This window comes from Helicobacter sp. 10-6591, assembly GCF_003288805.1.
Taxonomy (GTDB): Bacteria; Campylobacterota; Campylobacteria; order Campylobacterales; family Helicobacteraceae; genus Helicobacter_F.
The window spans coordinates 20,418-35,477 of record NZ_NHYK01000006.1; the positions used below are offsets into that span (position 1 = coordinate 20,418).

The window sequence follows — 15,060 nt, forward strand, 5'->3', positions numbered from 1 at the left end:
GTTAGTGTCCTTTGTTTCTTTCCATGATTGTTATAACAGGCAATGCGATAAATATCCATACTAAGAAACCAAGTGCTGCAACCAAACCAATTTGGTTATTAATACCTTCTGGAGGCAGTTTGCCAAAAATAGTGAGTACGACCAAATCAATAATTAAGACCCAAAACCATATAAAATAACCGGATCTTTTATGTGCTGGTGCAACAGTGGGGCTTCTGTCTAGCCAAGGAAGGAAAAGGAATGCAACTTGCGCGATGCCAAAAGCCATAAGTCCTAAATCTGCGCTAAAGAAAAACCCACGCAATACTTCATAGCTCCAAAGAAAATACCACTCTGGGTAAATGTGCGCTGGAGTCTTGAGATTGTTAGCTGGATCGAAATTGATAGGATCCATAGCAAAATCAAAGTGATAACACACAAGATAGAAAAAGAGCATCATAAAAACGCTGAGGATAAAAATATCCTTGCAAAGAAAGTCTGGCCAAAAGCTGATGACTTTGGATTCTTTCTTTTTGCCTTCTTCGTATTTTTTTGCCTCTGCTTCGAAGTCAATCTCTTCTCCCTCTTGGTTATTGACATGTGGGATTCTCAATGTGTAAAAATGCAATCCTATGACCATCAAAATCACTATAGGTAGCAAGCATACATGTAGCATAAAAAATCTTGTCAATGTAGAATCTGCAACCACAAAATTCCCTCTCACCCATTCGACTAAATCAGGCCCAATGACTGGCAATGCACTTGGGAGATTTGTAATCACAGCTGCCGCCCAAAAGCTCATCTGTCCCCAAGGGAGCATATATCCGCTAAATGCCTCAGCGGAGAAAAGTACAAAAAGCAACATGCCTCCAATCCACACAAACTCCCTGCCTCTTTTGTAAGAGCCATAGTAAATAGCGACCATCATATGAATATAAATAATCAAAAACACCATACTTGCAGCGACTGCATGTATATGCCTCCATAGCCATCCGAAAGCCACTTCTCGCATAATAGTGTCATTGACACTGTCAAATGCGAGTTTGGTATCGGGCTTGTAATACATAAGCAAGAACAATCCACTAACTACCAGTAAAGTAAAAAGTGCGAGCAAAATCACACCCATAGCCCAAAGGAAATTTATCTTTTTAGGTATCCAATACTTTGTCATCAAAACTTCGATAAGTTTTCTGACAGCAAGACGTTGGTCAAGCCAATCCACTAAATTATCCGCTTTTTTCACTTCCATAATATTTGCTCCTTAAACTATGCTTTTTTGAGTGCTCTGTACTCAGGGCCTTCTTCGCCTAATACCATCTTTAATCCATCAAGCTTGAATGGAGGAATCTCCATAGGTCTAGGTGGTGGTGTGCCTACTTTATTGACACCAGAAGAATCAAACTGCCCGCCATGGCACGCGCATAAAAAACCTTGTTTTTTCTCATCAAAACCAGGAATACAGCCCAAATGCGTGCAAATTTGGATGCCCACGGTATATACCGCACCATTTATTTCAAAATCACGTCCTTCGACCTTTGGCAATCCGCTTTGCTTCTTCAGTATGTACACGGGTTTACCTCTCCATTCAACAGTACTTAACACACCTTCTTGTAATTGACTCAAATCTACGCTTGTAAATCCCGCAGAAACTACGCTTGGTAAGGGATCCCAAGATCTCTTCATAGCGCACAATGAAGCTACTGCACCCGCAGCTGCTACCCCCCCTAAAGTCATACCAAGAAAATCTCGCCTTTTAGCATCGCTAGACATCGTATCTCCTTTTCTGTAGTTGTGTAATGCGCGTGTATATTAGTTAAAAAATACTTAAACATTTATTACCTACAGAGTTTTAGGGGGGTTTAACCTTGTGTGGATAACATTGCAATTAATCTGAAATCTAAGGAATCTTTATGCAAAGCAGCATTGATTTTATTTGTAGCTTTTTACGACAAGAGGTTTTTAATCGCGGGTTTAAGCGTGTGGTAGTAGGGCTAAGTGGCGGAGTGGATTCTGCGGTGGTAGCAAAGCTCTGCCAAGAAAGCTTTCAAGAGAATCTCAGCGTGCTTTTACTACCAAGCTCTACTTCAAATCCTACCAATCTTAATGATGCTAAAGCATTTGCACAAACTCATAAAATCGCCCATCACATTATCCCTATCGCACCTTTTGAATCAGCATTTCAAGAACTCTCTAAGCTCATGTACCCTTCCAGCCTCAAAGAAAAAATCCGTATTGGCAATTTCTGTGCCCGGATACGTATGAATCTACTCTATGACTACGCATTTGCTAATAATGCACTTGTGATTGGCACAAGCAATAAAAGCGAATTGATGTTGGGCTATGGGACTATATATGGGGATTTGGCATATGCGATAAATCCTATTGGTGATCTTTACAAAACACAGGTTTATTCGCTTGCGTATACACTTGAGATTCCTCATGCAATCATTAGCAAAAAGCCTAGTGCAGACCTTTTTGAGAATCAAAGTGATGAGGAGGATATAGGCTTTGACTACAGAGAAATCGATAGATTCTTACGATCCTTAGAAAAAATAGCTAGTCAAAGAAATATCACCCTCTTTTCTCTTGCTCTGAGTGATTTTAAACAACTCGCAGTCTTAAAAGAGGCTTTGCAGATAGAAGGCTTTAGACAAGAGATAATAGACTCTTTACTTACAAGAATCATCAAAAATAACTTCAAAAGGGAATTGCCAACAGTCTTGAAATTTTGAATTAGATCGGGGGAGTTTCGTGTTAATCAGGGTCTAGCAAGAGAGAAGATTCTCCTGCCGTTGGCCTTAAAGTTTATCAGCATTTTGGCTTAGGTATTCAGCCACACCCTTTGCATTTGCGACCATGCCTTTGTCGCCTTTTTGCCAGCCTGCTGGGCATACCTCGCCATGTTGTTCAAAATGCAAAAGTGCATCACACATTCTTACCATTTCATCTACATTTCTCCCAAGTGGAAGGTCATTAACTACCGCATGGCGGATGATTTTATTTCTATCAATCAAAAAGCTTCCGCGCAATGCAACTGCACTATTAAAAAGCACATCATAATCGCGAGAGATTTGCTTAGTGATATCAGATACCATCGGGAAACTTACTGCACCGATACCACCTTCTTTGATAGGAGTGTTTCTCCAAGCGAAATGCACTTCTTTAGAATCTATTGATACACCAATAACACTAAATCCGCGTGCTTCAAAATCTTTCACTCTGTGGTCAAATGCAATAATCTCACTTGGACAAACAAAAGTAAAATCCTTAGGCCAGAAAAAAATCACTGCACCATTTTTACCAATATTGTTGTAAAGATTGAAATTATCTTCAAATAATCCATCTGCCTTGATGGCTTCTGCGGTAAAATCAGGTGCGGGTTTTGTCACTAACATAGCAACTCCTTTTTAATAAAAATTATTGATAATAAAATTATTATCACGAGCGCAAGTGTAATAAATATTAGGTAACTAAAGACTAAGATGAAAGCAAAATTTTATAAGGAGGTAATATGCAAAAAAGCGGTATGAGTGACATGCTAATAGAGTTTAATGGATACAAGCCAAAAATCGCAAAAGGTGCATGGATTGCTAGTGGTGCCAAAGTCATTGGCGAAGTAGAAATTGGCGAGGATAGTAGCATATGGTTTAATTGCGTGCTTCGAGGGGATATAAATTCCATTAGAATTGGCAAACGCACAAATATCCAAGACCTTAGCACACTACATGTATGGCCAAGAGGTGTTTTGGATAAAAAAGATATCGGTAGCAATACATTGGATTTGGGTTATCCTGTGGATATAGGAGATGATGTGACTATCGGGCACAATTGCGTAATCCATGCTTGCAAGATTCACTCGCGTTGTTTGATTGGCATGCAAACTTGCATAATGGATGGAGCAGAAATCAGCCAAGATAGTATCATAGGAGCTGGGAGTGTCATTACAAAAGGTAAAAAATTCCCGCCATGCTCTCTCATCTTAGGCAATCCCGCAAAGTTTATACGAGAACTAAGAAATGATGAAATCTTATTCATTCGAGAATCTGCGCAAAATTATGTCCGCTATAAAAATAGCTTTATGCAACCAAATTAAGAACACAATATAGGAGCCAATATGCAAATAAAACCATCAACAACAAAAGACGGAATCACCTATTTTATTACCCCCCCCCCCTATTTAGAGAGTACTCAAGAGAACTTCACAGCTTCCCAAACAAATCTCACTGATTCTCTTCATACAGATTCTTTAAACTCCACCACTAATGCAGAATCCCACTTCCCAAGCGAAGGCTTGGATATGCTCTATCTGGCAGAACAAAAGCACTTTTGGCATATCTCAAGACGCGAGTTTCTCTATAAGCAAGTAACCAAGATATTTGACAAACTCTATCCGCAAACTCAAGGCAAAAATCTCAAGATTCTTGATGTGGGTGCTGGCACTGGGAGTGTTACAAGACATTTCCTTTCACAAGGATTTTCTGATATAGCAGTTGGCGAGATTCATCCACAGGGTTTAGAGTATGCTAAGAGTTATGGTGTCAAAGAACTTTATTGCATGGATTTACTGGATGTACCTTTCCAGGATGAGTTTGATTGTATCTTTGCCTTTGATGTCTTAGAGCATATCGATGACGATGGGTGCGCACTCAAAAATATGAGAAGTATGTTAAAAAATAAGAGTATTTTAGCACTTAGTGTCCCTGCGCATAATTGGCTGTGGAATGCACATGATTGTCTGGTGCATCATAAGCGTCGCTATACACGCTGTATGCTTAATAAGCTTATGAGAGAATATGGATTTGAGATTGTATGTAGCAGATATTTTTTTGTGTCGATTACTCCTTTACTCCTTGTAAGAGCTTTACTTGCTCCATATGATAAACAGAATCCAAAACTTCACAATTCTCATAAACCAAACCAATTACGAGATATCCCACCTCCAAAGCTTATAAATAATATATTGCTAAAGATTTGTCGCGTAGAAAATAAGATTTTGGATTTGCTACCGCAAAGATTTAGCACGGCTTTTGGAGGCTCATTGCTGGTGATAGCAATGAGCTGATCTCATAGGTCTATTTAGATAGCTACAAGAGGAATAAAGTAAGAAAACTTCAATAACTTTTATAGTAGAATCCCCCCTCTTAAAGATCAAATCATAAAAGGAAGCCTACAGCTATGACAAGGATAGAAGAAGTTGCGGCACGTGCTTTAGAAAAAGTCAATAACAATAGATACATACTCTCAAATCTCTTGTTTGCTAGAGTAAAGGAATTGAGTTTAGGTGCTGAACCTCTTGTACCAAAAGATGTCAAAAAAGACAAATTGACAGATATTGCTATGCTAGAGATAGCAGAAGGGAAAATCATTCTTGAAAAGATCGAGGGTAAGCCTTTAAGTTAAAAACTTGGTTGTTTAAGTATCGTATTGAATTTTTTTTCTCAAATAGGTGCGATTGATACTATCGAAGATGCTATTGTACATCTACATACACTCACAAAAATAACACCAAGTATCAATCAAGCTATCCAAAAGGCAATCTGCTACCACCAAAACCAATTTCGCAAGAGCGGGATTCCGTATGTAGTCCATCCCCTGTGTGTGGCCTGTATTGTGGCGTTTTATGGTGGAGATGAAACGATGATTTGTGCAGCACTTTTACACGATGCAATCGAAGATACACATTGTAGTCTTGGCGATGTTGAGAGGGATTTTGGTTTAGACATTGCGCGCTTGGTAGATGCTTTGACTAAAATTGTAGAGATTCGTAAAGAAGAATTTGCTGGGCATTCTAACCAGAAGCTTCTAACTTCTGCGCTCTCTTTTCGAAAAATCCTGCTTGCTTCCATACAAGATATTCGTGCATTTGTTATCAAAATTTGTGATCGTATGCATAATATGCTTACCTTAGATTCTCTTGCACACCACAAAAGGATAAGAATCTCGGAAGAAACACTTGTCGTATATGCGCCAATAGCTCACAGATTAGGAATCTCTTCGCTCAAGGCAGAATTAGAGGATCGAAGTTTTTATTATTTATTCCCCGAAGAATACGCAAGGATTGATCGCTATATAAAAGACAACCACCAATCAATTGATTTGAAACTTAATTCATTTATTGATTCTGTACGACATTTGCTATTGAGTAATGGCTATAACGAAAAAGATTTTACTATTGAGCATCGTATCAAGCGTTACTATTCAATATATCTCAAGATGCAACGCAAAGGTGTAGCGATTGATGAGATTTTGGACCTACTTGCTGTGCGTATTATCTTAAAAGAACCACTTGATTGTTATAGGGTGTTAGGAATCTTGCATTTGAATTTAAAGCCTGTTGTCTCGCGGCTGAAAGATTACATAGCAATCCCAAAAGAAAATGGCTATGAAACTATCCATACGACGATTTTTGATAAATCAAGCATTTTTGAAGTGCAGATTCGCACAATCGATATGCACAAAAGTGCGCAATATGGAATCGCTGCACATTGGAAATACAAAAGTGGCGGGAGAGAGCCAAATCTCAACTGGGGTAATAATCTGCAATACCAAGATAATTCTCTTGAGGAATTTTATGAGTTAGCAAAAAATGATCTTTATAAAGATGATATTATTGTTTTCTCTCCAAAGGGTGATACTTATAGCCTGCCTGTAGGGGCTTTGGTACTAGATTTTGCTTACGCGATACATACAGATGTGGGCAATCGTGCAAAGAGTGCATTTGTAAATCAGCAAAAAGCTTCATTGCTCCAACCACTCAAAAATAGCGACATTGTACGCATAATCACAGCCGACCATAATGAAGAGGTGCGACCACGCTGCAGCTGGGTAAATGCACTCAAAACTTCCAAAGCAAAATCACAGCTCAAACTCCAATGCCAGCTAAGAATCAAGGAGATTGATACAAAAGCAGCTATCCATATTCTTGCGACAATATTTGAAACCACCCCCGAAAAAATAAAAAAACACCTCAAGCAGATTGGATTGGACACAGAAGTTTATAAGATTATGCGTGATAGGAGTTTTTTCAGAAATATTAAAAATGCAGTCAAAGAAGTTTATGAAAGACAAAAGAGTTTTTTGAGTATTTTTAAAACCAATCGTTTGAAAATACGACAAATCAAGCTTGACAACATTGTGGCATTTAGTAATTTTTCTCTTACCCAAGCAATTTTTGATTATTGTTGTCATCCAAAATATGGAGATGAGATTCTGGCTATCAAAAATGGCACAAAAATATCCATCCACCATAAGCTGTGTAATCGTGCAAACACAGAGATTGATAATGGTGCGAATATGGTGTTTGTGCAATGGCTAAAAAACCAAAAATACAATTACAAGATTCTCGTGGCTCTTGAAGACAAGAAGGGAGCAATCGCGGGACTGCTGAATGTCCTAAAGAAATATGATTGTCGCGTGACCCGTATAAATTATGACAGAGCAAATAGCACTTTTAGTACATTCTGTGAAATATGGATAGAAAACGCAACAAATGATATTAAAAATCTTAGGGAGGCTTTGGAGAGACATTTTAATATCGTTGAATTTAGTGCGTTAAAAGATGCATATTCTAAGTAATCTAGAAAATCTTACATAATGCAAGGATAAGAATATGCAGCCATTAGAGTTTGAAAACAAATTAGATTCCACGCAGCTAGAGTGTCTGAACAATGCAATGGATGAACTAAGTAGAGGTGCAAGTGAATTCATAGGCCAAGAATATATCAGAGCGCTTGTGGCGAGATTTTTGCACACACAAGAACGCTTTGTTGTTAAGGCGGGCTTTGATCCTACTGCACCAGATTTACACTTAGGACATACGACTTTGATTCATAAGCTTGCGACCTTTCAGCGTTTTGGCGGAGATGTGAAGTTTTTGATTGGTGATTTTACTGCGACCATTGGAGATCCTACTGGTAAAAGCGAAACACGGAAACCTTTAAGTAAAGAAGAAGTGCAAAATAATGCCCGCACTTATACAGAACAAGTCTTTAAGATTTTAGATCCTCAATTCACACAAATCTGCTTTAACTCAGAGTGGATTAATGCCCTAGGTGTGAGTGGATTGGTCAATCTCAGCGCAAAGTTTTCTGTCGCACGAATGTTAGAGCGCGATGATTTTAGTAAACGTTATAAAAACAACCAGCCCATCTCTCTTATAGAGTTTTTGTATCCATTGCTACAGGGTTATGATTCTGTGGTGCTTGATTGTGATATTGAACTAGGTGGGAATGATCAAAAATTCAATTTGCTTGTCGGACGTACATTGCAGCGTGCTTATGGTTTATCTAAAGAGCAGAGTATACTGACAATGCCATTATTAGAAGGTCTTGATGGTGTGCAGAAAATGAGCAAATCACTTCATAACTACATAGGAATCACTGAGGAACCAAACTCTATGTATGGCAAGATTTTAAGCATTTCAGATTCTCTTATGTGGCGATATTATGAGCTTTTATCTGCAAAAAGCTTGCAAGAATTAGCTTCTTTGCGAAAAGATGTGGAATCTGGCGCAATCCACCCAAAGAAAGCAAAAGAAAATCTAGCCTTAGAGCTTGTGACAAGATACCACACCTTAGCCCAAGCTCGGGCGGCAAAAGATGAATTTGACAATGTGTTTAGTAAAGATGCAATTCCAAGTGATATACAAAGTTTTGAATTCCAAGCAAATGAGTGGATTTGTAAGATTGCACTTGAATCCGGGCTATGCTCTTCAACATCTCAAGCAAGGCGTGATATCAAGGCTGGAGCGCTGCGATTGAATAAGCAAAAAATAAGCGATGAGAACTTAAAATTGCCTTCTGGGGATTATATTTTACAGATTGGCAAAAGACGTTTTGTCAGGATTTTACTCAGATAAGGACATTGATGAAATTACAACCCCTGAAAATAGGAAAACACATTATTAAATACCCCATATTTCAAGGCGGTATGGGTATAGGAATCAGCTGGGATAATCTTGCAGGTAATGTTTCAAAGGAAGGTGCTCTAGGGATTCTGAGCGCTGTTGGAACAGGCTATTATAAAAAAATGCAATTTGTTGAAAAAATAGTCAATCTTAAACCATTTGAAGCAATCAATTTTTATTCAAAACAAGCACTAATAGAGCTTATCAAAAATGCACGTAAAATCTGTGGTAATGCACCACTAGGGGTAAATATACTTTATGCTATCAATGAATATGGCCGTGTAGTAAAAGATGCGTGTGAAGCAGGTGCAAATATCATAGTAACGGGAGCTGGACTTCCTACGAATATGCCGGAATTTACAAAAAAATTCCCAGAAGTCGCGCTTGTGCCAATCGTCTCCTCTGCCAAGGCGTTACGTATTATCTGCAAGCGTTGGAAAGATCGCTATTGTAGATTGCCTGATGCAGTGGTTGTAGAGGGACCATTGAGCGGTGGACATCAAGGTTTTAGCTATGAGGATTGCTTCAAGCCAGAGTTCCAATTAGAATCTATTCTCCCGCAAGTTGTCAGCGAAGCGCAAAACTGGGGTGATATACCTGTGATTGCTGCTGGTGGGATTTGGGATAGAAATGATATTGAACATATGATTTCTTTAGGTGCGAGTGGAGTACAGATGGGGACGCGATTCTTAGGATCTAGTGAATGCGATGCATTAGCCTATAGAGAAATCATGCCACATATCACAAAAGAAGATATTGTCCTTATTAAATCTCCTGTGGGCTATCCAGCAAGAGCTATCAAAATGGGTGTTTTACAGAGAATAGAAGAAGGTAATGCACCAAAGGTTCGCTGTGTGAGTAATTGCGTCTCTCCTTGTCAGAGAGGCGTAGAAGCCAAAAAAGTCGGTTATTGTATTGCGGATTCTCTAGGGGCTGGGCATCTTGGCGACAAAGAGAATGGTTTATACTTCACAGGTGCAAATGGTTATAGGATAGAAAAAATACAGAGTGTGCATGAGATTATTACGGAATTAGTCAAGGATTGATGTGTGCAGATTCTTTCGTGTATTTCTGTATCTGTGCTTTTTTGGGTATTCCGTAGGTTTCACACAGTCACAACTACCCAGAATTACGAGCCTCATACCCTTTGGAGATACGAATCTTAAAGTTATTTTCAATCAAGGGATTACAAATCTCTCTCTCAATCAAAGCAGACTCAAAGACGGACGTATATTCATAGATTTTAGAGCCGTTTTGGTAGTCCCGAAACGAAGTTTTACGTTTAAAAATACTTCAATCATCAATATCGCGCAAAATACTCCAGAAGTTGTTCGTATAGTAATAAAACCAAGTGAAAAATATAGCTACGAGATTAGCAAACAGGCCAATAGTCTTTATATCCGCCAAATACCAAAAGATTCCACAGATTCTAAGAATCTTACAAAACAGAAAACTCAAATATCGCCTCCCCAAAAACCCATAAAAAAAATCATCGTTTTGGATCCAGGACATGGAGGTAAAGATTGTGGTGCTATAGGTGTGAATAAGGTATGTGAAAAAACCATCGTTTTAGATGTAGCTAAAGCACTAGATGTCGAACTTAAGAGGCGTGGGTATAGTGTATTTATGACCAGAAACAATGATAGTTTTATTGATCTTATTGATAGGACAAAATTTGCAAATGATAAAAATGCAGATCTCTTTATCTCAATCCATGCAAACTCTGTCCCAGTAGGCAGAAAATCTCCTAGCGGTATAGAGACCTATTTCCTTTCAACCAATCGAAGTGAAAGAGCATTGAAGGTTGCAGAAACCGAGAATATAGGTGATCTTGCTACGATGAATTATTTTTCTAAACACACCTTTCTTAATGCAATCAACAACCATAGATTGATTGCTTCAAGCAAATTGGCTATTGATATACAAGCAGGAATGATTGAATCTGTGCGTCGCAAACATAAAAATATTGTTGATGGTGGTGTAAGGGATGGACCATTTTGGGTACTAGCAGGTGCACTTATGCCCTCTGTGCTTATCGAGCTAGGTTATGTGTCACATAAGAATGAAGGCAAGCTACTCACGGATAAAGAATACCAAAGGCTATTAGCTATTGGCATTGCTGATGGAATCGATGATTATTTAGAAAAAAATTAAAGGATTATTTTGAAGGTTCTTAATAATCGTGTAAGTATTGTTTGTTCATGCTTATTTTTTATGCTGTTTTGCTGGATTGTCATTACATTGCTGAGTTCAAGATTCTTGGAAACATTTTCTTATATATTTTTTATTTTTATCCGAGAGTATGGAGTTTTTAGCACTATCACTAATCGTATTTTACTCTGTGGAGCACTTTTAAGCCTTGCCTTTTTGGTCATTGGCGCAAAGAAGTTTGATGCTGTATTACACAGTCTCATTTTTTGCTTATGCATAGGGTTTATATATTTCATCGTATTCACCTCGATTCAGCATCCAAAGCCTATGCAAGATATTGCAAGCTTGCTGTTAATAGAATCTAGCATCGATCATCGTAGTGTGATAGAAAGTATTTGGGATTATAAAGCACGCATTTTTCTGAGTAGTTTTGTTTATATATTCTTTATTTTTTTGCCACTTGCTTTTTCTCTATTCCATATTACACCAAATACGAAAAGTTACGCTGGAAATCTGCTTGAGATTCTCAAACCAAGTTTAGAGATTGTAGTCATAGCACTTTTTGCAAGTGCTATACAGCCCTTTTACTTGAAAGCAAATTTTTATGAATATATTGATTTGGCTGTTTTCGTGCTAGGCACAATATTTTTGTGTGTAGTGTTGATACAACAAAGGCCAAAGCTAGATTTTTATGGGTACAGCAATATCGTGTTGCTATTTCTTGGAATCATAGTTGTCGCGCTGTGCTCAAACATTCTTGCAAGTTCAGATCAGTATTTCCATGTGCGCTATATGTTGTATGCATTTGTGTTTGTAGCATGGTATGCGGAATGGGGGTACAATTACATCATGCAGAGCTAAGTTGGCATTTTTTTTGCTACTGAGTTCAATATACAGAATACTTGGAGAATCTTGATGAAAAGAATTTGTACTTTTGCATTGCTCTTGACATTTATCTATGCAGAACCAGAAAGTTCTCCGGATGCGACAATCACACAATTACCCAACCAACCGCAAATAAACCAACAATTATTAGTTTCTAATCAAGATAATCGAGCAAATAAAAACTTTTCGAATATGCCTTATGAGGACTTTGAAACCATAGTTCAGAATTCCAATGCCTCACTGAATTCTGCTATCGCTTTTGCAAAGATGGGCGAATACACAAAAGCTCTTGATCTTTTTATGCAAGCTTGTCAAAGTGGTAATGCTGCCGGGTGTTTTGGTAGTGGGCTTATCTACATGTATGGTATGCAAAGCGGCATACCCGATCCAAATACAGCCGTAAAATTCTATGGGAAAGCCTGCTCTGCAGGCGATGCGACAGCGTGCGCGAATCTAGCGCTTGCTTATGATAATGGACATGGAGTCATACAAGACAAAGAGCAGGCCCATCAGCTTTATAGCGTAGCCTGCTCTGGTGGTGATAGCCTTGCTTGCACAAATTTGGGTTGGTCATATGCTAATGGTGTTGGCACAAAGAGAGATTATATGAAAGCATTGGAGGCATACCGAACAGCTTGTGGTCTAGGCAGTGAATTGGGTTGCTATAACTTAGGGCTTATGACCAATACAAACAATATCTTTGGTATGAACAAAGATAAGATGGGAGTGGTTGAATTGAATTATGTCGCATGTGAGCAAGGTGATCTTGTGGCTTGTGGCAATTTAGGCTATCTGTATGCTACAGGTCAGGAAGGAGCAAACCAAAATTATCATTATGCTGCAAGATATTTCAGTCTCGCTTGCGATGGTGCGTATATGCAGAGCTGCAATAATCTAGGTGTGCTTTATGACGGTGGATTTGGTGTGCGCCAAGACAAAGCAAGGGCGATTGAACTCTTTGGGATAGCTTGCGATTATGGTTTCCAAGAAGCATGTAATAATTTTAGTCTGATGCAAACCTTTGGTTCTCTTAATTCTGAGAATACAGTTGCAAAAATGTTTGGAATGTGATTTTCTTAATCCCGCGTAAATTCTAATTTCTCTCTTTGCTTGAGACTATTATCAGTGTATTTAAGCCAGAGAATCTCAAGTGCATATACAGCTCCTACGCGAAATCTCGCTATGTTAAAGCGCTTGTAATAAAGCTTGCTTTGTTCTGTCGTAGCATCTAGAAATCTCGCTTTTATCTGCACACCTTTTATTGATGGAATTTTTGGAGTGTTATACGCGATACTAACTCCCACAATAGGCGATTGCACGGCTAAGATTATATGTTTTGAATCTTCTTTGCTCTTAAAAACAAGCGCTTGATTTTGTGCATCAAATGCATAAAAACAACTTGCAGTATAAACACTACCCTCACTTTGTGTCTTGTCATTATCGATAACGCTTAAATGCAAGACATGTTGCTTGCGCAAAAATTTGGATATGAGAGCATGCATAAGATTGGATTTTGGGGAGATTTAATCAAGCGAGCAAGTTAGGATACCAAGACTAGTCAAAAGTTGGTGTTGGTGTCTCATCAGTTGAATCTGGGAGTTGTGGATACTCAATTTTTGGCTTGCGTCCTGTGAGTGAATGTAAAAATGCAGTGATTTTATCTGCCTGCACATCATCTAGCTCTATCCCTAACTGCACGCTTGCCATCTCTTTAACTGCATCTGTAAGTTTCCAGATAGCACCATTATGAAAATATGGAGGAGTTTGTGCGATATTGCGCAAAGTAGGAGTTTTAACTCTTCCATCTTTGTCGCCTTTAAAACCACCAAGCGAAGTGTACTTATACTCTCTAGCAATATTAAACGGCTGCATACTACCGCCAAGATTCACTCCACCATGGCAAGTTGCACAGCCTGTCTCAATAAACAGTACCAAACCCTCTTTTTGTTTGCTATCAAGTGCTGAGTTACTACCATTCATGTAATCATCAAATGGCGAAGGGGTAACAAGCGTGCGTTCAAATACACCAATGGTATCTGCGATAAGCTCAAAGCTCACTTTTGTGTCTGCGCCATAGGATTTTTTAAACTCCGCTACATATGCTGGTATAGAATTTATACGCCTTTCAACTTCAGCTCTAGAAGATGCCATTTCTATCTGGTTTTCCATCGGTCCTTGAGCCTGTTCAGAGAGGTGTGCTGCCCTGCCATCATAGAATTGCACTTCATTAAAGACACTATTATAAACAGTCGGAGAGTTCAGATGCTCGTGATTTGCCGCCCATTTATGACCAATAGCGACAGGGACCAGATCGACTCCACCAAGAGCTAAATTATGGCAGGTGTTGCAAGAAATCAGATTGCTAGCAGATAATCGTGGATCAAAATACAGTTTTTTGCCAAGTTCTATTTTTGCTGGTGTCGATTTGTTGTTCTTAGATTCTGGAGCGGATTTTTCTGCAAGAGCAGCGAGCTCTTTTTGTGATTTTGGGAATGCTTCTATGCCATTGTCAAGTACCATTTTTCTCAACTCATTATCAGTTGGAATAGCCTGAAGGCTAAGACTGGAAGCAATACTAAACGCTAAAAGGTATCCTGTTTTCATTCTCTTTCCTTGACTTAAATGTTGTGGTTAGGCAGTTTTTTGCCTCTTTCGAAAATCTTTCGAAAAAAAGCGGCGATTGTACAGGAATCTTCATTAAGCTAAATTTAAGTAGAGTAATTTAATGGCTATTTTTGTCGTTTTTAGCAATGCCGCGATAGAATTTTGTCAAAAGCGCTATAAACTTCTCTAAATCTTCATCGCTAAACATATACAAGACTTTCCTTTCATGCTCTATGAGAATCTTAGAAATTTCTTGTAAGCGTTTTTTGCCAGATTCTGTAAGGCATATAAGATTTTCTTTACGATTGTTTGGATTTTTATTGCGTCGCAATAATCCTAAGTCTTCAAGATGGTCGATAAAAAACCTAATAGTATTCTTGTCTGTGTCAATAATCTTGGCTATTTCTGTTTGAGAAACATGTCTTTTTGCTACCACAAAAAGTATGCCAACTTCTCGCCTATCATTAAATTCTGTATCTTTTATCATTCCTTCTAGTTTCTGTTTCATCAAAAATGACAATTTGCTGCAAAGCAGA

Annotated in this window: 16 protein-coding genes; 10 read left to right on the plus strand and 6 right to left on the minus strand. The window is 38.5% G+C overall.

The genetic code is table 11. The annotated features are described in order from the left end of the window. Nucleotide 1: 1 nt before the first annotated feature. Nucleotides 2-1,231, minus strand: a complete 1,230-nt coding sequence (locus CCY97_RS02970) for a cytochrome bc complex cytochrome b subunit (protein ID WP_181562797.1) — start codon at nucleotides 1,229-1,231, stop codon at nucleotides 2-4. A 14-nt stretch (nucleotides 1,232-1,245) separates the two neighbouring features. After that, the gene (gene petA / locus CCY97_RS02975) at nucleotides 1,246-1,749 is read right to left on the minus strand and encodes a ubiquinol-cytochrome c reductase iron-sulfur subunit (protein ID WP_112064011.1); all 504 of its coding nucleotides are present in this window, start codon (nucleotides 1,747-1,749) and stop codon (nucleotides 1,246-1,248) included. Between the two features lie 140 nt (nucleotides 1,750-1,889). Between petA and CCY97_RS02980 the strand changes: the two genes are divergently transcribed. Then, entirely contained in the window at nucleotides 1,890-2,711 is an 822-nt protein-coding gene (locus CCY97_RS02980) for an NAD+ synthase (protein ID WP_112064012.1), read from the plus strand. Between the two features lie 66 nt (nucleotides 2,712-2,777). Here CCY97_RS02980 and CCY97_RS02985 read toward each other — a convergent pair whose 3' ends face one another. Then, nucleotides 2,778-3,374: a peroxiredoxin gene (locus CCY97_RS02985; RefSeq protein WP_112064013.1), complete on the minus strand. Its 597-nt coding sequence runs from the start codon at nucleotides 3,372-3,374 to the stop codon at nucleotides 2,778-2,780. A gap of 140 nt (nucleotides 3,375-3,514) precedes the next feature. Here CCY97_RS02985 and CCY97_RS02990 point away from each other — a divergent pair, with 140 nt between their 5' ends. The 9 genes from CCY97_RS02990 (at nucleotide 3,515) to CCY97_RS08555 (ending at nucleotide 12,991) form a co-directional block, all read left to right on the plus strand. Next, entirely contained in the window at nucleotides 3,515-4,072 is a 558-nt protein-coding gene (locus tag CCY97_RS02990) for a gamma carbonic anhydrase family protein (protein WP_112064068.1), read from the plus strand. Nucleotides 4,073-4,093: 21 nt separating this feature from the next. Continuing rightward, entirely contained in the window at nucleotides 4,094-5,041 is a 948-nt protein-coding gene (locus CCY97_RS02995) for a class I SAM-dependent methyltransferase (RefSeq protein WP_112064014.1), read from the plus strand. A 113-nt stretch (nucleotides 5,042-5,154) separates the two neighbouring features. Then, entirely contained in the window at nucleotides 5,155-5,379 is a 225-nt protein-coding gene (locus CCY97_RS03000; protein WP_112064015.1) for a DNA-directed RNA polymerase subunit omega, read from the plus strand. A 24-nt stretch (nucleotides 5,380-5,403) separates the two neighbouring features. Continuing rightward, nucleotides 5,404-7,554, plus strand: coding sequence for a RelA/SpoT family protein (locus tag CCY97_RS03005; RefSeq protein ID WP_112064016.1), 2,151 nt, complete (start codon nucleotides 5,404-5,406; stop codon nucleotides 7,552-7,554). A 34-nt stretch (nucleotides 7,555-7,588) separates the two neighbouring features. Continuing rightward, the gene (gene tyrS / locus CCY97_RS03010) at nucleotides 7,589-8,836 is read left to right on the plus strand and encodes a tyrosine--tRNA ligase (RefSeq protein WP_112064017.1); all 1,248 of its coding nucleotides are present in this window, start codon (nucleotides 7,589-7,591) and stop codon (nucleotides 8,834-8,836) included. An 8-nt stretch (nucleotides 8,837-8,844) separates the two neighbouring features. Beyond that, complete coding sequence (locus CCY97_RS03015) at nucleotides 8,845-9,930, plus strand: nitronate monooxygenase (RefSeq protein ID WP_112064018.1); 1,086 nt, start codon at nucleotides 8,845-8,847, stop codon at nucleotides 9,928-9,930. Nucleotide 9,931: 1 nt separating this feature from the next. After that, complete coding sequence (locus CCY97_RS03020) at nucleotides 9,932-11,038, plus strand: N-acetylmuramoyl-L-alanine amidase (RefSeq protein ID WP_258456919.1); 1,107 nt, start codon at nucleotides 9,932-9,934, stop codon at nucleotides 11,036-11,038. A gap of 9 nt (nucleotides 11,039-11,047) precedes the next feature. Next, nucleotides 11,048-11,896, plus strand: a complete 849-nt coding sequence (locus CCY97_RS03025; protein ID WP_112064020.1) for a hypothetical protein — start codon at nucleotides 11,048-11,050, stop codon at nucleotides 11,894-11,896. A gap of 54 nt (nucleotides 11,897-11,950) precedes the next feature. Beyond that, nucleotides 11,951-12,991: a tetratricopeptide repeat protein gene (locus CCY97_RS08555; protein WP_112064021.1), complete on the plus strand. Its 1,041-nt coding sequence runs from the start codon at nucleotides 11,951-11,953 to the stop codon at nucleotides 12,989-12,991. A gap of 5 nt (nucleotides 12,992-12,996) precedes the next feature. Here CCY97_RS08555 and CCY97_RS03035 read toward each other — a convergent pair whose 3' ends face one another. The 3 genes from CCY97_RS03035 to CCY97_RS03045 form a co-directional block, all read right to left on the minus strand. After that, nucleotides 12,997-13,380, minus strand: coding sequence for a hypothetical protein (locus tag CCY97_RS03035; RefSeq protein WP_258456920.1), 384 nt, complete (start codon nucleotides 13,378-13,380; stop codon nucleotides 12,997-12,999). A 94-nt stretch (nucleotides 13,381-13,474) separates the two neighbouring features. Then, nucleotides 13,475-14,524: a cytochrome-c peroxidase gene (locus CCY97_RS03040; protein WP_112064023.1), complete on the minus strand. Its 1,050-nt coding sequence runs from the start codon at nucleotides 14,522-14,524 to the stop codon at nucleotides 13,475-13,477. Between the two features lie 118 nt (nucleotides 14,525-14,642). Further along, entirely contained in the window at nucleotides 14,643-15,032 is a 390-nt protein-coding gene (locus CCY97_RS03045) for a MarR family transcriptional regulator (protein WP_181562794.1), read from the minus strand. Nucleotides 15,033-15,060 lie beyond the last annotated feature (28 nt).